The organism is Kitasatospora sp. CM 4170, assembly GCF_032110285.1.
Taxonomy (GTDB): domain Bacteria; phylum Actinomycetota; class Actinomycetes; order Streptomycetales; family Streptomycetaceae; genus Kitasatospora; species Kitasatospora aburaviensis.
Genome location: NZ_CP134877.1, coordinates 2,815,512 through 2,834,015 on the forward strand (window position 1 = coordinate 2,815,512; position 18,504 = coordinate 2,834,015).

16 protein-coding genes are annotated in these 18,504 nt (G+C 72.8%); 1 reads left to right on the top strand and 15 read right to left on the bottom strand.

Annotation, left to right across the window (positions count from 1 at the left end; translation table 11 throughout):
- Positions 1–68: 68 nt before the first annotated feature.
- Together RMN57_RS11390 and RMN57_RS11395 are read right to left on the bottom strand one after the other, a co-directional pair.
- The gene (locus tag RMN57_RS11390; protein ID WP_313763276.1) at positions 69–935 is read right to left on the bottom strand and encodes a helix-turn-helix transcriptional regulator; all 867 of its coding nucleotides are present in this window, start codon (positions 933–935) and stop codon (positions 69–71) included.
- 79 nt (positions 936–1,014) lie between these two features.
- Positions 1,015–2,253, bottom strand: a complete 1,239-nt coding sequence (locus RMN57_RS11395; protein WP_313763277.1) for an MFS transporter — start codon at positions 2,251–2,253, stop codon at positions 1,015–1,017.
- An 88-nt stretch (positions 2,254–2,341) separates the two neighbouring features.
- On the opposite strand from RMN57_RS11395, the gene RMN57_RS11400 reads away from it, so the two are divergent.
- On the top strand, positions 2,342–3,313 hold the full coding sequence (locus RMN57_RS11400) for a helix-turn-helix domain-containing protein (RefSeq protein ID WP_313763278.1): 972 nt from the start codon (positions 2,342–2,344) through the stop codon (positions 3,311–3,313).
- 259 nt (positions 3,314–3,572) lie between these two features.
- Here RMN57_RS11400 and RMN57_RS11405 read toward each other — a convergent pair whose 3' ends face one another.
- The 13 genes from RMN57_RS11405 to RMN57_RS11460 all read right to left on the bottom strand — a co-directional run bounded on the left by RMN57_RS11405 (position 3,573) and on the right by RMN57_RS11460 (position 18,401).
- Positions 3,573–5,033 carry a glutamate synthase subunit beta gene (locus RMN57_RS11405; protein WP_313763279.1) on the bottom strand — a complete coding sequence of 487 codons (1,461 nt, stop codon included), beginning with the start codon at positions 5,031–5,033 and terminating at the stop codon, positions 3,573–3,575.
- A complete protein-coding gene (gltB, locus tag RMN57_RS11410) occupies positions 5,026–9,627 on the bottom strand; it encodes a glutamate synthase large subunit (RefSeq protein WP_313767788.1) in 4,602 nt (1,533 codons plus the stop codon). Before gltB ends, RMN57_RS11405 begins: the two co-directional genes overlap by 8 nt.
- Positions 9,628–10,156: 529 nt before the next feature.
- On the bottom strand, positions 10,157–10,888 hold the full coding sequence (locus tag RMN57_RS11415; protein ID WP_313767789.1) for a VIT1/CCC1 transporter family protein: 732 nt from the start codon (positions 10,886–10,888) through the stop codon (positions 10,157–10,159).
- Between the two features lie 152 nt (positions 10,889–11,040).
- Positions 11,041–12,033 (bottom strand): prolipoprotein diacylglyceryl transferase, encoded by a 993-nt coding sequence (lgt, locus tag RMN57_RS11420; RefSeq protein WP_313763280.1) that lies wholly within the window; start codon positions 12,031–12,033, stop codon positions 11,041–11,043.
- Positions 12,034–12,185: 152 nt separating this feature from the next.
- Entirely contained in the window at positions 12,186–13,049 is an 864-nt protein-coding gene (locus tag RMN57_RS11425) for a thioredoxin domain-containing protein (RefSeq protein WP_313763281.1), read from the bottom strand.
- 72 nt (positions 13,050–13,121) lie between these two features.
- Complete coding sequence (locus RMN57_RS11430; RefSeq protein WP_313763282.1) at positions 13,122–13,631, bottom strand: MauE/DoxX family redox-associated membrane protein; 510 nt, start codon at positions 13,629–13,631, stop codon at positions 13,122–13,124.
- A 95-nt stretch (positions 13,632–13,726) separates the two neighbouring features.
- A complete protein-coding gene (locus RMN57_RS11435) occupies positions 13,727–13,984 on the bottom strand; it encodes a hypothetical protein (protein ID WP_313763283.1) in 258 nt (85 codons plus the stop codon).
- Between the two features lie 216 nt (positions 13,985–14,200).
- Entirely contained in the window at positions 14,201–15,010 is an 810-nt protein-coding gene (trpA, locus tag RMN57_RS11440; RefSeq protein ID WP_313763284.1) for a tryptophan synthase subunit alpha, read from the bottom strand.
- 2 nt (positions 15,011–15,012) lie between these two features.
- Positions 15,013–16,263: a tryptophan synthase subunit beta gene (gene trpB, locus RMN57_RS11445; RefSeq protein WP_313763285.1), complete on the bottom strand. Its 1,251-nt coding sequence runs from the start codon at positions 16,261–16,263 to the stop codon at positions 15,013–15,015.
- A gap of 48 nt (positions 16,264–16,311) precedes the next feature.
- Positions 16,312–16,461, bottom strand: coding sequence for a tryptophan biosynthesis modulator TrpM (gene trpM, locus RMN57_RS37045; RefSeq protein ID WP_374209046.1), 150 nt, complete (start codon positions 16,459–16,461; stop codon positions 16,312–16,314).
- A 10-nt stretch (positions 16,462–16,471) separates the two neighbouring features.
- Complete coding sequence (gene trpC, locus RMN57_RS11450; RefSeq protein WP_313763286.1) at positions 16,472–17,278, bottom strand: indole-3-glycerol phosphate synthase TrpC; 807 nt, start codon at positions 17,276–17,278, stop codon at positions 16,472–16,474.
- A 303-nt stretch (positions 17,279–17,581) separates the two neighbouring features.
- Positions 17,582–18,028 carry a DUF2752 domain-containing protein gene (locus RMN57_RS11455; RefSeq protein WP_380233540.1) on the bottom strand — a complete coding sequence of 149 codons (447 nt, stop codon included), beginning with the start codon at positions 18,026–18,028 and terminating at the stop codon, positions 17,582–17,584.
- A gap of 127 nt (positions 18,029–18,155) precedes the next feature.
- Positions 18,156–18,401, bottom strand: coding sequence for an HGxxPAAW family protein (locus tag RMN57_RS11460; RefSeq protein WP_313763288.1), 246 nt, complete (start codon positions 18,399–18,401; stop codon positions 18,156–18,158).
- Between the last annotated feature and the right edge of the window lie 103 nt (positions 18,402–18,504).

Below are 18,504 nucleotides of genomic sequence, written 5' to 3' on the forward strand. Positions count from 1 at the left end.
CGTGCCGATTCGGGAAGGCGTCCGGGCCCTCTCGATCAGATCTGATCGGCACTCATCGTACTTACGGACTACAGCTCTTGGCGGACGGAGCGCAGAAGTTCCCGGCTCCGCTCGGCGGAGAGCCCGTCCGCCACCAGGCCGTCCATCGCGGCCACGTACTCGGCCACCTCGGCCGGCTTGTCGAGGTACAGCGCGGTGGTGAACTGCTCCAGGTAGACGACGTCGGCGAGGTCCGGCTCGGCGAAGCCCAGCACGGTGAACGCGCCGCCCTCGGCGCGCAGCCCGCCGAAGCCCAGCGGCATCACCTGGATCGACACGTGGGGCAGGTCGGTGAGCTCCAGCAGCCGGTCGATCTGCGCCCGCATCAGCTCCGGTCCGCCCCAGGGGCGGCGCAGCGCCGCCTCGTCCAGGACGGCCACCACGCGGGGCGGCTGCTCGGCGGTGAGCACCCGCTGGCGCCGCAGCCGGACCTCCACCCGCCGCTCGACCTCCGCGGGCTCGGTGACGTGGCCGCCGGCGGTGATCACGGCGCGGGTGTAGTCGGCGGTCTGCAGCAGCCCGTGGACGAACTGGACCTCGTAGCTGCGGATCTCGGCGGCGGCCTCCTCCAGGCCGAGGAAGGTCTGGAACCAGCCCGGCAGCACGTCGCCGTAGGTGTGCCACCAGGAGGTGGCGTTGGCGGCGCGGACCAGGCCGAGCACGGAGGCCCGCTCCTGCTCGGCCTCGACGCCGTACAGGGTGAGCAGGTCGGCGACGTCGCGCTCCTTGAAACCGACCCGGCCGAGCTCCATGCGGCTGATCTTCGACTCGGACGCCCGGATCGAGTAGCCGGCCTCCTCGCGGCTGACGCCCCGGGCCTCCCTGAGCCTACGAAGCTGGGAACCCAGCAGCAGGCGCCTTACCGTGGCACCCCCGCCAGCCTGAGTCGTGCTCATCGCGTCACCCTCCGCACCTCGCGCAGCCCCCCGGCCGTCGGCCGCAGTCTGCCACTTGGCACCGACAAACAACAGTCCGTCAGCGCACCCGCTCCAGGCGCAGGAGACCGGGCACCGCGGTGAGGCTCACCACGAGGAGGAAGAGCCAGGGCCAGGCGGCGCCGTGGCCGAGCAGCAGGGTGAGCAGTCCGGGCGCGACGGCCTGGCCGAGGTTCCAGGAGAGCTGGTAGACGGCGAGGTAGCGGCCGCGCTGCCCGGGGTCGGCCAGCGCGACGCTGAGCTCCTCGGAGTAGGGGGTGGCGACGGTCTCCGCCAGGTTGTAGAGGAACATCGCGGCGAACAGGCCGGCCGTGACGATCCATCCGGGGGCGGCTGCGAGCAGCGCGAAGAGTCCGAAGGAGAGGGCGTTGAGCACCGCGCCGGCGGCGACCACCCGGGTGGGCCGGAACCGCTCCAGCCGCCGGGCCACCGCGCTCTGGGTGAGCACCACCTGGACGCCGTTGAGGACGAGCAGCGTGCCGGCCACCCAGGCCTCGCGGTGCAGGCCCTCGGTGAGGTAGACGGCGAGCAGCATGCTGATGATCATCGAGCCGAAGACGAAGGCCAGGTTGACGGCCACCAGCAGCAGGTAGCGCCGGTCGCGCAGCACTGCGCGGTAGCCCCCGCGCGCCCGCCCGGCGGGCCCGGTGGGCTCGGCGCGCTCGGCGCGCTCGGCACCGGCCGGTCGCCAGGAGGCCAGCAGGCCCGCCGCCAGCAGGTAGCTGGCCGCGTTGAGCACCACCAGGGCCCGCAGCCCGCCGGTCCCGCCGCCGGCGACCAGGACGGCGCCCAGTGCCCCGCCCAGCCCCATCCCGGTGTTGCGCAGCGTCTGCACCAGGGCGAACCAGCGGGTGCGCTCCCCCTCCGCCGAGGCGAGCACCACCAGGCCGGTGCTGGAGGTCCAGTAGGAGACGTGCCCGATCTGGGCGAGCAGGCAGACCGCCACGATCTGCCAGACCTGCCCGGCGGCCAGGAAGCCGCCGTAGGCGAGCGCCGAGAGGGCGTTGCCGCCGACGGCCACCGCCCGGGCACCGAACCGGTCGATCAGCGGGCCGACGACGATCGCGGTGGGCAAGGCGAGCAGCCGGGCGGTGGAGACGGCGGCGCCGATGGCCGCCACCGTGAGGCCGGTGGTACGGGCGAAGTAGACGAGCGTGAAGGCGAGGATCAGGCCGGTGCCGAGGCTGTCCACGAGGTGGGCGCCGACCAGGCGGTGGCGGCCGGTGGTCTTCGGGAGGCCCAGGCGGTCCCGGAGCGGGGGAAGGGTTGCGGTGGTCATGGACCGAGCCTGGCTGCGATGATCGGCGCCGCCCATGGATTCGATCCTGATCGAATCCGCAGCCACGACACGACGCCGGGGGGCCGCCGTGATCATCTGGACCTTCTCGCCCCAGGACCTCGCCAGGACCAGGTTCGCCTGCTCGCCGCTCTGTGAAGTCGCGCTCAGCGTCGAGGTGTTCAAGGACCCGGGACGGCACGGCGTCCACCTGCCCTGGGTGCGCGAGGCCCGGCGGCGGCTGGCGGGGGTGGGCTGGGAACTGCTCGCCCAGCTGGTCCGGCTCCCCACCGTCTACGTGCCGGACTTCCTGACGCCCGTCCCGCCGGGCTCGACCCTGACGATCGAGCAGGAGCTGGCCGCCCTCGCCGCCGCCGACCCGGTCGCGATCCGCCGCGACCTCGACCGGATGGAGGGCGGACTCCCGCCACTGGTCGCCGCGATGCGCGACGACCCGGAGGCCGGCACCGCCCGCCTGGTGGCCGAGATCCGGGCGTACTGGGACGCCGCGATCGCCCCGCACTGGCCGCGGATCCAGCGGCTGACCGAGGGTGAGATCCTGCGGCGGGCCCGGCAGATGTCCACCGGCGGCCCGGCGGCGCTCTTCGCCGACCTGCACCCGCGGGTGGGCTGGGAGCGTGACACCCTGCGGATCGGCCACCGGCCGAAGGACGTGCTGCGCCGGCTCGACGGCGAGCTCGGCCTGGTCCTGGTGCCCACGGTGTTCGCCTGGCCGGGGGTGTTCTCCCAGGTGAACGCGCCCTGGCAGCCCGGTCTGATCTACCCGCCGCGCGGGGTGGCCACGCTCTGGGAGACCTCCGGCGCCGCCGTGCCCGACGGGCTGGCCCGGGTGATCGGCCGGACCAGGGCGCGGCTGCTCGCCGAACTCGACTGCCCGGCCTCCACCAGCGAGCTCGCCGCCCGTACCGGCGGCTCCCCGGCCAACGTCTCCCACCACCTCACCGCCCTGCGGGAGGCCGGCCTGCTGGCCCGGCACCGGACCGGTCGCACGGTGCTCTACGCCCGCACCACGGCGGCCGAACTCCTCCTGCACGGCCGATAGTTGACGCAACCGGTCGCAGCCGCCCCGGGGCACCGCAGACACCGGGCGCCGAAGGGCGCCGGGCACCGAAGGGCGCCGGGCACCGGAACGCACGAAGGCGCCCGCCCTCCACTGGTCGGGGAGAGGGCAGGCGCCATGGCACCGTGCAGGCCCGGCAACGCTGGCGGGGGCAGCGGCTCGAACTCCCGGTGATGCGGCACCGGGCGACTGGGGGTCCGGACCCGCCGGCGGTGGGGCCGCCGACGGGCTCGGGTGTGCGTCAGACCACCAGCGGGCGGTCCGTCGGGCGGATCGGGGCGGGCAGCGGGGTCTTGCCGCCCAGGTACTTGTCCACCGCGGCGGCGGCCGAACGGCCCTCCGCGATGGCCCAGACGATCAGCGACTGGCCGCGGCCGGCGTCGCCGCAGACGTAGACGCCGTCGACGTTGGTGGCGAACCGGCCGTCCCGGGCCACGTTGCCGCGGGCGTCCAGCTCGACGCCGAGCTGCTCGACCAGGCCGTTCCTGACGTCCGTGCCGGTGAAGCCCATGGCCAGGGTGACCAGCTGCGCCGGGATGGCCCGCTCGGTGCCGGGCACCGGCTCGAACCTGCCGTCCTTGAACTCCACCTCGACCAGGTGCAGTTCCTGGACGTTGCCGTCCTCGTCGCCCGTGAAGCGGGTGGTGTTGACGGCGTAGACCCTCTCGCCGCCCTCCTCGTGGGCCGAGGTGACCTTGTACGTCATCGGCATGGTCGGCCAGGGCTGGTGGCCGGGACGGGCGTCGCTCGGGCGCGGCATGATCTCCAGCTGGGTGACCGAGGCCGCCCCCTGGCGCAGCGCGGTGCCGAGGCAGTCCGCGCCGGTGTCGCCGCCGCCGATGACGATGACGTGCTTGCCCTTGGCGCTGATCGGGGACTCGACGAAGTCGCCCTCCTGCACCTTGTTGGCCAGCGGCAGGTACTCCATGGCCTGGTGGATGCCCTTGAGCTCGCGCCCGGGCACCGGCAGGTCGCGCGCGGTGGTGGCGCCGGCGGCGACGACGACCGCGTCGAAGCGCTCGCGCAGCTGCTGACCGGTGATGTCCTCGCCGACGTGGACGCCGGTGCGGAACCGGGTGCCCTCCGCGCGCATCTGCTCGACGCGGCGGTTGATGTGGCGCTTCTCCATCTTGAACTCGGGGATGCCGTAGCGCAGCAGGCCGCCGATGCGGTCGGCGCGCTCGTACACCACCACGGTGTGCCCGGCCCGGGTGAGCTGCTGGGCGACGGCCAGGCCGGCCGGGCCGGAGCCGACGACGGCCACGGTCTTGCCGGACAGGCGCTCGGGGATCTGCGGCGTGACGCCGCCCCGGTCCCAGGCCTTGTCGATGATGGTGACCTCGACGTTCTTGATGGTCACCGCGTCCTGGTTGATCCCGAGCACGCAGGCCGACTCGCAGGGAGCCGGGCAGAGGCGGCCGGTGAACTCCGGGAAGTTGTTGGTCGCGTGCAGCCGCTCGATGGCGCCGGTCCAGTCGTCCCGGTAGGCCAGGTCGTTCCACTCGGGGATGAGGTTCCCGAGCGGGCAGCCGTTGTGGCAGAACGGGATGCCGCAGTCCATGCAGCGGCCGGCCTGCTTGGTGATGATCGGCAGGAGGCTGCGCTCGACGTAGACCTCGTTCCAGTCCCGCAGACGGACGTCCACGGGCCGGCGCTCGGCCAGCTGCTTGCCGGTGGTCAGGAAGCCCTTGGGGTCAGCCACGTGCCGCCTCCATCATCTTGCGAGTGGTCTCGGCCTCGGAGAGGCCATCGCGCTCAGCGGCGTCCTTGGCGGCGAGCACAGCCTTGTAGTCGGTCGGCATGATCTTGGAGAAGCGGGAGACCCCGCTGCCCCAGTCGGCCAGGAGCTCGGCGGCGACGGTGGAGCCGGTCTCCTCGTAGTGCTGCTGCACGGTCTCGCGCAGCCAGTCGCGGTCGTCGGCGGTCGGGGCCTCGATGCCCACCATGCCGTCGTTGACGTTCGCGGGGCGCAGGTCCAGCACGTAGGCGATGCCGCCGGACATGCCCGCCGCGAGGTTGCGGCCGGTCTCGCCGAGGACGACCACCCGGCCGCCGGTCATGTACTCCAGGCCGTGGTCGCCCACGCCCTCGACCACCAGGGTCGCACCGGAGTTGCGGACGGCGAAACGCTCGCCGGCCTTGCCGCGCAGGTGCACGCGGCCGCTGGTGGCGCCGTAGCCGATGGTGTTGCCGGCGATGACGTGGTTCTGCGCGTCGGCGCCGATCGCGGCGGCGTCGCGCGCCGGGCGGACGACGACCACACCGCCGGAGAGGCCCTTGGCGACGTAGTCGTTGGCGTCGCCCTCCAGGCGCAGGGTGACGCCCTTCGGCACGAAGGCGCCGAACGACTGGCCGGCCGAGCCGGTGAAGGTGACGTCGACGGTGCCCTCGGGCAGGCCCTCGCCGCGGTACCGCTTGGTCACCTCGTGGCCGAGCATGGTGCCGACCGTGCGGTTGACGTTGCGGATCGGCAGCTGGATGCGGACGGCCTCCCCGCGCTCCAGCGCGTCCTCGGCCAGCTCGATCAGCTGGTTGTCCAGGGCCTTGTCCAGCGCGTGGTCCTGCGTCGTGGTGCAGTGCAGGGCCGAGCCCTCGGGCAGCTCGGGGACGTGGAAGAGCGGGGCCAGGTCGAGGCCGGCGGCCTTCCAGTGCGAGATCGCGGCCTGCGCGTTGATGTGCTCGGCGTGGCCGACGGCCTCCTCGATCGAGCGGAAGCCCAGCGAGGCCAGGATCTCCCGGACCTCCTCGGCGATGAACTCGAAGAAGTTGACCACGAACTCGGGCTTGCCGGAGAAGCGCTCGCGCAGCACCGGGTTCTGGGTGGCGACGCCGACCGGGCAGGTGTCCAGGTGGCAGACGCGCATCATGATGCAGCCGGAGACCACCAGCGGGGCGGTCGCGAAGCCGAACTCCTCGGCGCCGAGCAGGGCGGCGATCACGACGTCGCGGCCGGTCTTCAGCTGGCCGTCGGTCTGCACCACGATGCGGTCGCGCAGGCCGTTGAGCAGCAGGGTCTGCTGGGTCTCGGCGAGGCCGAGCTCCCAGGGGCCGCCCGCGTGCTTGAGCGAGGTCAGCGGCGAGGCGCCGGTGCCGCCGTCGTGGCCGGAGACCAGCACCACGTCCGCGTGCGCCTTGGAGACGCCGGCCGCGACCGTGCCGACGCCGACCTCGGAGACCAGCTTCACGTGGATGCGGGCCGCCGGGTTGGCGTTCTTGAGGTCGTGGATCAGCTGCGCCAGATCCTCGATCGAGTAGATGTCGTGGTGCGGCGGCGGGGAGATCAGGCCGACGCCCGGGGTCGAGTGCCGGGTCTTGGCCACCCACGGGTAGACCTTGTGGCCGGGCAGCTGGCCGCCCTCGCCGGGCTTGGCGCCCTGGGCCATCTTGATCTGGATGTCGTCCGCGTTGACCAGGTACTCGGAGGTGACGCCGAAGCGGCCGGAGGCGACCTGCTTGATCGCCGAGCGGCGCTCCGGGTCGTACAGGCGGTCCGGGTCCTCGCCGCCCTCACCGGTGTTGGACTTGCCGCCGAGGCGGTTCATCGCGATGGCGAGGGTCTCGTGCGCCTCGCGGGAGATCGAGCCGTACGACATGGCGCCGGTGGAGAAGCGCTTGACGATCTCGGAGACCGGCTCGACCTCCTCGACCGGCACCGGGGTGCGGCCGAGCGCGTCCAGCTGGAACAGGCCGCGCAGCGTCATCAGCCGCTCGGACTGCTCGTTCACCCGGTCCGTGTACTGCTTGAAGATGTCGTACCGGCGGTTGCGGGTGGAGTGCTGCAGCCGGAAGACGGTGTCCGGGTCGAACAGGTGCGGCTCGCCCTCGCGCCGCCACTGGTACTCGCCGCCGATCTCCAGCGCGCGGTGCGCGGCCGGGATGCCGGAGGCCGGGTAGGCCTTGGCGTGGCGGGCGGCCACCTCCTTGGCGATCTCGTCCAGGCCGATGCCGCCGAGCTTGGTGGTGGTGCCGGCGAAGTAGGCGCCGACCAGCTCCTCGGAGAGGCCGATCGCCTCGAAGACCTGCGCGCCGCGGTAGGAGGCGACGGTGGAGATGCCCATCTTGGACATGACCTTGAGCACGCCCTTGCCGAGCGCCTTGATCAGGTTCTTGATGGCCTTCTCGGGCTCGACGCCCTGGATGAAGACCCCCTGGGCGACGAGGTCCTCGACCGACTCCATCGCCAGGTAGGGGTTGACCGCGCCGGCGCCGTAGCCGATCAGCAGCGCGACGTGGTGCACCTCGCGGACGTCGCCGGCCTCGACCAGCAGCGACACCTGGGTGCGCTGCTTGGTGCGGATGAGGTGGTGGTGGATCGCGGAGGTGAGCAGCAGCGAGGGGATCGGGGCGTGCTCGGCGTCCGAGTGCCGGTCGGAGAGCACGATGATCCGGGCGCCGTCGGCGATCGCGGCGTCGGCCTCGGCGGCGATCGCGGTCAGGCGGGCGGCCAGGCCCTCGCCGCCGGTGGCGACCTTGTAGAGGCCGGAGAGCGTGACGGCCTTGAGGCCGGGCTGGTCGCCATCGTGGTTGATGTGGACCAGCTTGGCCAGCTCGTCGTTGTCGATCACCGGGAAGGTGATGCCGACCGAGCGGCAGGAGGCCGCCTCGGCGCCCAGCAGGTTGCCCTCGGGGCCGAGGTTGGACAGCAGCGAGGTGACGAGCTCCTCGCGGATGGCGTCCAGCGGCGGGTTGGTGACCTGCGCGAAGAGCTGCACGAAGTAGTCGAACAGCAGACGCGGCTTCTCGGAGAGCGCGGCGATCGGGCTGTCGGTGCCCATCGAGCCGAGCGCCTCACCGGCGGTCTTGGCCATCGGCGCGAGGATGACCCGCAGCTCCTCCTCGGTGTAGCCGAAGGTCTGCTGGCGGCGGGTGACCGAGGCGTGGGTGTGCGCGATGTGCTCGCGCTCCGGGAGCTTGGCGAGCTGGATCTGGCCGGCCGCGACCCACTCCTCGTAGGGGTGCTCGGCGGCCAGCGCGGACTTGATCTCCTCGTCCTCGACGATGCGGTGCTCCGCGGTGTCGATGAGGAACATCCGGCCGGGCTGCAGGCGGCCCTTCTTGGCCACCTTGTCCTGCTCGATGTCGAGGACGCCGACCTCGGAGGAGAGGACGACCAGGCCGTCCTCGGTGATCCAGTAGCGGGCCGGGCGCAGGCCGTTGCGGTCCAGCACGGCGCCGATCTGGGTGCCGTCGGTGAAGGTGACGCAGGCCGGGCCGTCCCAGGGCTCCATCAGGTTGGAGTGGTACTGGTAGAACGCGCGGCGGGCCGGGTCCATGGTGGCGTGGTTCTCCCACGCCTCCGGGATCATCATCAGCACCGAGTGCGGCAGCGAGCGGCCGCCGAGGTGGAGCAGCTCCAGGACCTCGTCGAAGGAGGCCGAGTCGGAGTGGTCCGGGGTGCAGATCGGGAAGATCCGCTCCAGACCCTGCCCGTTGCTGTTGGCGGGGATCAGGTCGGTGGCGAGCTGGGACTCCCGGGCGGTCATCCAGTTCCGGTTGCCCTTGACCGTGTTGATCTCGCCGTTGTGGGCGACGAAGCGGTACGGGTGGGCGAGCGGCCAGCTCGGGAAGGTGTTGGTCGAGAAGCGCGAGTGCACCAGGCCGAGCGCGGAGGCGTAGAGCCGGTCCGACAGGTCGGGGAAGAAGGGCTCCAGCTGGCCGGTGGTCAGCATGCCCTTGTAGACGATGGTGCGGGCGGAGAGCGAGGGGAAGTACACCCCGGCCTCGCGCTCGGAGCGCTTGCGGACGACGAAGGCGATCCGGTCGAGGGCGAGGCCCTCGACGCCGTCCTTGCTCAGGAAGAGCTGCCGGAAGCGCGGCATCACGCCGCGGGCGGTGGCGCCCAGCAGGTCGGGGGTGACCGGGACGTCGCGCCAGCCGAGGACGGTGAGGCCCTCCTCGGCCGCGACGGCCTCGATCTTCGCGACGGCGTCGGCGTCGGCCGCGTCCTCGTCGGGCAGGAAGGCGATGCCGACCGCGTAGGCACCGGCGGCGGGGAGCTCGAAGGCGACCTTGGCGCGCAGGAACGCGTCCGGGATCTGGGTCAGGATGCCGGCGCCGTCGCCGGAGTCCGGCTCGGCACCGGTGGCGCCCCGGTGCTCCAGGTTCCGCAGGACGGTCAGCGCCTGCTCGACGATCTTGTGGTCGGCGATGCCGGTCAGCGTGGCGACGAAGCCGACGCCGCAGGCGTCGTGCTCGTTCCGCGGGTCGTACAGGCCCTGAGCAGCAGGTCGCGCATCCGGAACGAGCGCGTACGGCGGGCGGGCTGCGCCGGCCTGGGGCTCGTTGGCGGAGTGCATGGATGCAGACAGCATCGGCTCTCCCGTCGTCGTCTTCTCTGAGGTGCAGGTGCAGTAGGGACGACGTTGGCCCTGATGCGATTTCGTGCAAGTTACATGATGCCCAAGATCCCGGAAAGCGGAATATCCGGTCCACATCGCGGACGGACCCGCAGGTCAAGGGTGGAGGGGGGACATGCCACGGTGCACGTCCCGACGATTGTGCCCGGCGGTCGGCGGCCTGAAACAGGGGCGAAATCCCCCGGCTACGAAAGCCGATCAAGGCCGCCTGCGAATCCACTCCCGGAGTCCGCCCCCGGGATGCGAATCAGCGGCCCCCGGGCCCGGATGATGAGACTAGGCCAGGTGGCGTGCGCACTCCATGTGCGGAACGTCACGCGCTTCGCAGCATAACCATGCAGACCTCTGTACCATCCCACGAGCCCGGGGACCGCCGGTTCGGCCGGCCCGGCCGGCCCGGCCGGCCCGGGCGGCCCGGCCGCCCGCCGCCCGCCGCCCGCCGCCCGCCGCCCGCCGCCCGCCGCGCAGGTCAGCCCACGTGCCCGCCGATCAGCCAGCCGAGCAGGTACGTCACCCCGGCCGCCGTCCCGCCCAGCACCAGCTGTCGCAGCCCGCTGAACCACCAGCTGCGGGCCGTCACCCGGGCCACCACCGCGCCGCAGGCGAACAGGCCGGTCACCGAGAGCAGCAGGGCCGGCAGCAGCGTGGTCGCCCCCAGCAGGTACGGCAGCAGCGGCAGCAGCGCGCCCACCGCGAAGCAGACAAACGACGAGCCGGCCGCCACCCACGGCGACGGCAGGTCGTTGGGGTCGATCCCCAGCTCCTCCCGGGCGTGGATCTCCAACGTCTGGTCCGGGTCGGCGGACAGCTGCCGGGCCACCTCGTGGGCGAGCTCCGGCTCCACGCCGCGGGCGATGTACAGCTGGGCCAGCTCGGCCAGCTCGCCGTGCGGGTTGCGGCTCAGCTCCAGCCGCTCGGCCTCGATCTCGGCCTGCACCAGCTCGCGCTGCGAGGCGACCGAGGTGTACTCCCCCGCCGCCATCGAGCAGGCCCCGGCCGCCAGGCCGGCCAGCCCGGTCAGCACCACGGTGCCGCTGGACACCGCGCCTCCCACCACGCCGGTCATCAGCGCGAAGTTGGAGACCAGCCCGTCCATCGCCCCGAAGACGGCCGGCCGCAGCCAGCCGCCGTTCACGTCGCGGTGGTGCCCCGCGGCGGGGATGCGGGGGTGGTTCCCGGCCTCGGGCTCCAGGGTGGTCACGCTCACGGTCTTGCCCCTCCCGTTCGATTCTTCTGTGTCGAACGTAGACCGTCTGACCTGGGCACTTCCAGCAAAGTAAGGCTGTCCGAACAGCGCTCCGGCCGCCCTCCGCGAGCGTCGCGGGGGCGGCCGGAAGGCGGGATCGTCCCAGGTCAGGTGAGGTTCTTGGCGTCCTTGTGGGCGGGTTCGGCCGCTGCGTCGGCGGGCTCGTCAGCGCGCTCGGCGGCGGGCTTTCCGGCCGCCGGAGCGGACGGCTTCGCGGGCTCCTCGTCGGCCGGGCCGTCGACGGGCGCCGTTCCGGCCCCCTCGGGTCCGTGCACCGAGGGGTCGATGGTGGCCGGGTCCTCCCGGCCGGGGCGCTTCCTGCCGACGATCACGAAGTAGGCGACGGCGGCGATGAAGACCGCGATCGCCACCCAGTCGTTGAGTCGCAGGCCGAGGATGTGGTGCGCCTCGTCGATCCGCAGCCACTCGGTCCAGAACCGGCCGACCGTGTAGGCGGCCACGTACAGCGCGAAGGCCCGGCCGTGGCCGAGGGTGAAGCGGCGGTCCGCCCAGATCACCAGCAGCGCCACCCCGACGCACCAGAGCGACTCGTAGAGGAAGGTCGGGTGGTAGGTCCCGATGACGACCTCGCCGTTCGGCAGCGTCTTGTTGATCTCCAGGCCCCACGGCAGGGTGGTCTCCCGGCCGTACAGCTCCTGGTTGAACCAGTTGCCCCAGCGGCCGAGCGCCTGGGCCAGCGCGATGCCCGGGGCGATCGCGTCGGCGTACGCGGGCAGCGGCACGCCGTGGCGGCGGCAGCCGATCCAGGCGCCGACCGCGCCGAACGCGATCGCGCCCCAGATCCCGAGGCCGCCCTCCCAGATCTTGAAGGCGTTCCAGGGGTTCTTGCCCTCGGCGAAGTAGAGCTGGTGGTCGGTGATCACGTGGTACAGCCGGCCGCCGACCAGGCCGAACGGCACGGCCCACACGGCGATGTCACCGACCGTGTGCTTGCCACCGCCCCGGGCGACCCAGCGCTTGCTGCCGAGCCAGACGGCCACGACGACACCGAGGATGATGCAGAAGGCGTAGGCGCGCAGCGGGATCGGTCCGAGGTACAGGACGCCCCGCGACGGGCTGGGAATGTAGGCGATATCCATGGCAGCTCCGACGCTACAGGGTCGGCGGCCCGGCCCGGACACCCCGCGGGTCACAGATCGGCGCACAGATTCCGGACGACGGGGTGGCCGGTGCGCCGCCGCCCCCTCCGGACGGGGAGGGGGCGGCGGCCGGCCGGTGCCGCGGTGCGGGCTCAGCCGGCCTTCGGCGACGGGTTGTTGGTCTCCGAAGCAGTGCTGGTCGGCGCCGGGGACTGGCCGTGCGAGCCGGTGCTGCCCAGCGTCTTGCCCTGGTTCGCGGCGTCGACTGCCTCCACCAGGTTCTGCGGGGTGATCTCCTGGCTGCCGTTCTTCGGGTAGACCGGCTGCCCGTTGAGCAGCACCGTCGGGGTGGACTTGAAGCTGGACTTGTCGAAGTCCTGCTGCACCGCGGAGACCCAGCCGCCGTACTTGTTCTCGTTGACGCAGGCCTCGAAGGCGGGCGTGACCAGCCCGTCGACCTGCTTGGCGAGGCTGATCAGGACGGCCTTGTCGCCGAAGGCGTCGTTGGTCTCGTCCGGCTGGTTGCGGTAGAGCACGTCGTGGTAGTCGCGGAAGTGCCCGGCGTCCTGGGCGCAGGCCAGTGCGTTGGCGGCGGTCTTGGAGCCCTTGCCCGGCACGGCCCGGTCGATGAACGAGACGATGTGGTACTGGGTGCCGATCTTGCCCGCGTCCTCCAGCTGGTCGATCGTCGGGGAGAACTCGCGCTCGAAGCTGCCGCAGGCGGGGCAGCGCGGGTCCTCGTAGACGGTGAGCACGGAGGGCGCGTCGGCGGCGCCGACCGGGACGACCAGGTTCTTGTCGCCGATCGTGCCGGCGGGCGCGGCGGTAGGGGTCTCGGGCTTGGAGCGCTCGTTCTGCACCACGACGCCGGTGATAACGGCGGCGGCGATCACGGCGAGCACCACCCCGCCGACCACCAGCTTCTTCTTGCGCTTGGCGCGGGCCTCATCGGCCGCCCGCTCCGCCAGCATCCGCTCGCGGGCGGTGCGCTTGCCTTCTCGGTTCTTCTCGCTCATTGCGTTGACATTCACAATCGGGGCCTGGTCCGGTTCGGGGTCGGGGGTGGGGTGCGGTGGTGCGCCGGCCGGTCAGCTCGCCAGCCATTCGTCCGCCGAGAACCTGGTGCGGGGGTACCGGATCAGCCACCCGGCGAGCAGCAGGAACCCGGTGTCGCGCAGGATCTCCTGCAGGTACTCGGTCTGCGAGGCGTCCACCGCCCCGCCACCGCCGAAGCAGCCGCAGTCGATCGAGATGCCGCGCGCCCAGGCGGAGGCGATCCCGGCGATGAAGGCGAGCAGCAGCAGCGCCGAGACGATCGCGACCAGGCGGACGCCGAGGCCGATCAGCAGCAGCAGCGCGAGCGCCAGCTCCAGGAAGGGCAGGGCGTAGCCGACCGGCTTGACCAGGGACTCGGGCAGGATCTCGTACGCGCGGACGGCCTGCGCGGCCTCGGCCGGATCGGCGATCTTGGCCAGGCCGGCCCACCCCCAGACCACCGCCAGGCCGAGCCGGGCGGCCGTGCTGACCCACGCCGTTCCGCTCCACTGCGCCAGCCGGCCGGCCGCCATCGGGAAAACCCCCTCGGGAAACACGTTCACTTCCTGATGAACCGTAAGGGAGGAAGGGCGGTTCCTCCATATTCAGGAATTAAGCCGGATGGGTGACGCCTGATGACGTTCTGTCCGAATCCGTTCTAGCGGGCGTTCGGGTCGCAGCCCGCCGGCCGCCCCGGGTCGAGGAGGTCCCGCCGGCGGTCGAGGACCGAGCGTGCGGCCCGGGCCACCGCGTCCTCCCGGGCCGCCTCGGCGCAGACGTAGGCGTCCCGCTCGGCCCGCTCCGCACCCCGCCTGGCCAGCGCCTGGCCGACCACGGCGTCCGCCCCCACGGCGGCGCTCAGGGCCACGACGGCCGCGGCCGCCCGCAGCAGCACGGCTCGCTGGAGACCCGGCACCGGCCGACCCCTTCCGCTCGTTCCCGCCCTCGCACACCTCGTTCGTGCACTCGTCCCTCCACTCAACGCCGGTCAACCGCCGCTGATGCGTCTACCCGTCGCTGTTCACTCGTTCGGGTTCCGTTCGGCCCTGGTGGCAACGATGGGCACGGCGCCCCCGCAACGCCGACGGCCCGCCGCCCCGCGAGGGGGCGACGGGCCGTCGGGCACGTCCGGTCAGCGGCGGCGGACGCCCTCCGCCAGCTCGCCGGCCAGCGTCCGCACCGCGGCGAGCGCGGCCTGCTCGTCACCGTCGGCGTCCAGGATCCGCTGGACGAAGGCCGAGCCGACGATCACACCGTCGGCGAAGCCGGCCACCTGGGCCGCCTGGTCCGCCGTCGAGACGCCGAGACCGACGCAGACCGGCAGGTCGGTGGTGGCCCGGGTGCGGGCGACCAGGTCCTCGGCAAGGTCGCCGACCTGGGCCCGGGAGCCGGTCACGCCCATCACCGCGGCCGCGTAGACGAAGCCGGAGCCGGCCGCGGTGACCTCGGCGAGGCGCCCGTCCTTGCTGCTGGGGGCGACCACGAACACGGTGTCCAGCCCGTGCTCGTCCGCCGCCTTGCGCCACTCCTCGGACTCCTCCACCGGCAGGTCCGGCAGGATGCAGCCCGCGCCGCCGGCGGCGGCCAGGTCGGCGGCGAAGCGTGCGGTGCCGTAGCGCTCGACCGGGTTCCAGTAGGTCATCACCAGCACGGCGGCCGCGGGGTGGGCCGCGGCGACCTCCTGGACGGTGCGCAGCACGTCCTTGATCCGGACGCCGCCGCGCAGCGCGATGTCGTCGGCGGTCTGGATGGTCGGGCCGTCCAGGACCGGGTCGGAGTGCGGCAGGCCGACCTCGACGACGTCGCAGCCGCCCTCGATCAGCGCGTTGACCGCCCGCACACCGCCGTCCACGCTCGGGAAGCCGGCCGGCAGGTAGCCGATCAGCGCGGCGCGGCCCTCCGACTTGGCGGCGGCCAGGATGTCACTGAGCTTCGATGCCATGGTCACTTACCCCCGCGGGCCGCGTCGCCGGCCGGCTCGTCGTACAGGCCGAAGTACTCGGCCGCGGTGTGCATGTCCTTGTCGCCGCGCCCGGAGAGCGAGACCAGGATGGTGGCCTCCGGACCGAGCTCGCGGCCCAGCTCCAGGGCGCCGGCCAGCGCGTGCGCGCTCTCGATGGCCGGGATGATGCCTTCCGTGCGGGACAGCAGCCGCAGCGCCTGCATCGCGGCGTCGTCGGTGACCGGGCGGTACTCGGCCCGCCCGGTGTCCTTCAGCCAGGCGTGCTCCGGGCCGACGCCCGGGTAGTCGAGGCCGGCCGAGATGGAGTGCGACTCGATGGTCTGGCCGTCCTCGTCCTGCAGGACGTAGGTGCGCGAGCCGTGCAGCACGCCCGGGTCGCCCTTGGTGAGGGTGGCGGCGTGCCTGGGGGTCTCGGCGCCCTCGCCGGCCGCCTCGCAGCCGATCAGGCGCACGCCGGCGTCCGGGATGAACTCGTGGAAGATGCCCATCGCGTTGGAGCCGCCGCCGACACAGGCGACGACGGCGTCCGGCAGCCGGCCGGTGCGGTCCAGCACCTGCTGCCGGGCCTCGATGCCGATCACCCGGTGGAAGTCGCGCACCATCATCGGGAACGGGTGCGGGCCGGCCACGGTGCCGAAGAGGTAGTGGGTGGAGTCCACGTTGGCGACCCAGTCGCGGAACGCCTCGTTGATGGCGTCCTTGAGGGTGCGGCTGCCGGACTTGACGGACACCACCTCGGCGCCGAGCATCCGCATCCGGGCGACGTTCAGCGCCTGGCGCTGCGTGTCGACCTCGCCCATGTAGATGGTGCAGTCGAAGCCGAACAGGGCGCAGGCGGTGGCGGTGGCCACGCCGTGCTGGCCGGCGCCGGTCTCGGCGATGATCCGGGTCTTGCCCATCCGCCGGGTGAGCAGCGCCTGGCCCAGCACGTTGTTGATCTTGTGCGAGCCGGTGTGGTTGAGGTCCTCGCGCTTGAGCAGGACGCGCGCGCCGCCCGCCTCGGCGGAGAACCGGTGCACGTCGGTCAGCGGGCTGGGGCGGCCGGTGTAGTCGCGCAGCAGCCCGTCCAGTTCGGCGGCGAAGACCGGGTCGGCCTTGGCCTTCTCGTACTCCTCGGCGACCTGCTCCACGGCGGCGACCAGCGCCTCCGGGATGAAGCGGCCCCCGTAGGCGCCGAAGTAGCCGCGGGCGTCCGGCACGTCGGCGCCGGACAGGTGGTCCTTCTCGGACATGGTGGGTCCTTCTCGAAGATGACGACAGTGGACGTCGGAACGGCTGGATCAGCCGTACGTCCTGCGCCATCGACGGCCCGGCACCTGCCCGGGCTCGCAGCCGATCACGTAGCGCACCCGCCTGCCCAGCACACGGCGTGCGGGCGCGCGGCAGCCGCGCGGGCGGCAGCCGGGGGCGAGGCGGGAGGCGAGTTTCACGGCGGCGGGATCAGTCCTTGTGCCGGATGGCGGGGTGGGCGCCGGCCGCGACCAGGTCGGCCACCGCGGCGCGCGGGTCGCTGCCGGTCACCAGGGACTCGCCGACCAGCACCGCGTCGGCCCCCAGGTTGGCGTAGGAGATCACGTCCAGCGGGCCGCGCACGCCGGACTCGGCGACCTTGACGATGCCGTCCGGGATGGCGTGGACGACGTTGCCGAAGGTGTTCCGGTCGACCTCCAGCGTCTTGAGGTTGCGGGCGTTGACGCCGATGATCTTCGCGCCGGCGTCCACCGCGCGCTTGATCTCCTCCTCGTCGTGCACCTCGACCAGCGGGGTGAGGCCGATCGACTCGGCGCGCTCGATCAGCGACACCAGGGCCGGCTGGTCGAGGGCCGCGACGATCAGCAGCGCGAGGTCGGCGCCGTGGGCGCGGGCCTCCCAGAGCTGGTACGCGGTGACGATGAAGTCCTTGCGCAGCAGCGGGGTGTCCACCGCGGCGCGGACGGCGTCCAGGTCGGCCAGCGATCCGCCGAAGCGGCGCTGCTCGGTCAGGACGCTGATCGCGGCGGCACCGCCGGCCGCGTAGTCGACCGCCAGGGCGGCCGGATCGGCGATCGCGGCCAGCGCGCCCTTGGACGGGCTGGAACGCTTGACCTCGCAGATCACCCGGACCCCGTCGCCCTTCAGGGCCGCGACGCCGTCCTTGGCGTCCGGGGCCTTGGCGGCGAGCTCCTTGAGCTCGTCCAGGGAGACCCGGGCCTGCCGCTCGGCGAGGTCCTCACGGACTCCCTCGATGATCGTGTCGAGGACACTCATGCACCCACCTCGCTCCGCTCGGCGGGCGCTGGACGCGACGCGCCCCTGTGATCGGTTCTCCCCCGGCCTCCGGCCGAGGGGATCCCCAGGCTCCGCTTGCACACGAGAGCGCCCCCATCGTTGGTCTGCTAGTCGTTCTAGCGGAAAGCCGGACAGCCAGTAGGGCCTCCGGCCCTTCGATGGTATCGGCACCGGGGGGCGCGGGGCGCATCCGCCCGGCGCGCGTCTCGCGGTTCGGACGTGCCCCCGGACGGTCACAGGGCGCCTCCCAGCTGGGTCTTCACCGTCCGTCCACCCGCGGATTCAGACCAGCGGGGGTGCCAGACCGGCCCCGATCGGCAGATTCCGGACCACCGTGAAGACCAGCAGCAGGAGTCCGACCAGCACCCAGCGCCGGACGCCGAGCGCCAGCCGGGGCGGCGGTCCGCCGGTCGCCGCGGCCCAGACCCGGCGCACCCAGAACACGGCCAGCACCGCGAACAGCAGCACCGCGGGCGCGTTGTCGTGCAGCGCGCCGCTGAGGTCCCCGTGGACCAGCGCGTGGACGCAGCGCAGCCCGCCGCAGCCCGGGCACCACCAGCCGGTGGCGGCCAGGAACGGACAGGTCGGGTAGTGGCCGGGGGCGTTCGGGTCCACCAGCGCGATGTAGGTGGTGGGGACGGCCACCGCGGCGAGGGCGGCCAGTGGCCCGCCGAGCCGGCGCAGGACCGGCGGCCGGGCGGAGGCGGTGGGGGCGGCGTTCACGCCCATGATTGTGCCCGCCCGGCGCGGCGCCCGACACCGTGACACAGCGGGCGGGGCGCAGCGGGCCGGCCGGAAAGCGAAACGGCGGGCGTGGCGCCCGCCGTCGTGCCTCGTGCCCGAAGACCCGTTCGGATCAGGCGGCGGCGAGCGCGGCCTGGTGCTCCTCGACGGTCATCACGTGCTCGCTCGGCTGCCTGCCCATGCCCGCCATCGCCATGGCCTTGCCGACCACGCCGCCGAGCACGACGACCGCCAGGCCGGCCCAGACCAGCAGCACCGACGGGAGGATCATGGCGACGCCCGCGATCGCGAAACCGATGAAGGTGATGGTCACGCCGGTCCAGGCGGCGGGGGTGTGGCCGTGTGCTGCTGCTGCCATCTGAATGGTGCTCCTAGGCTCTCGGGGCCCGGCCGGGCCTGCGGGCCCCTGGCGGGTTGACGTGTTCCATTGTGCCGGGCCACACACCGGCACCCCAAAGCGG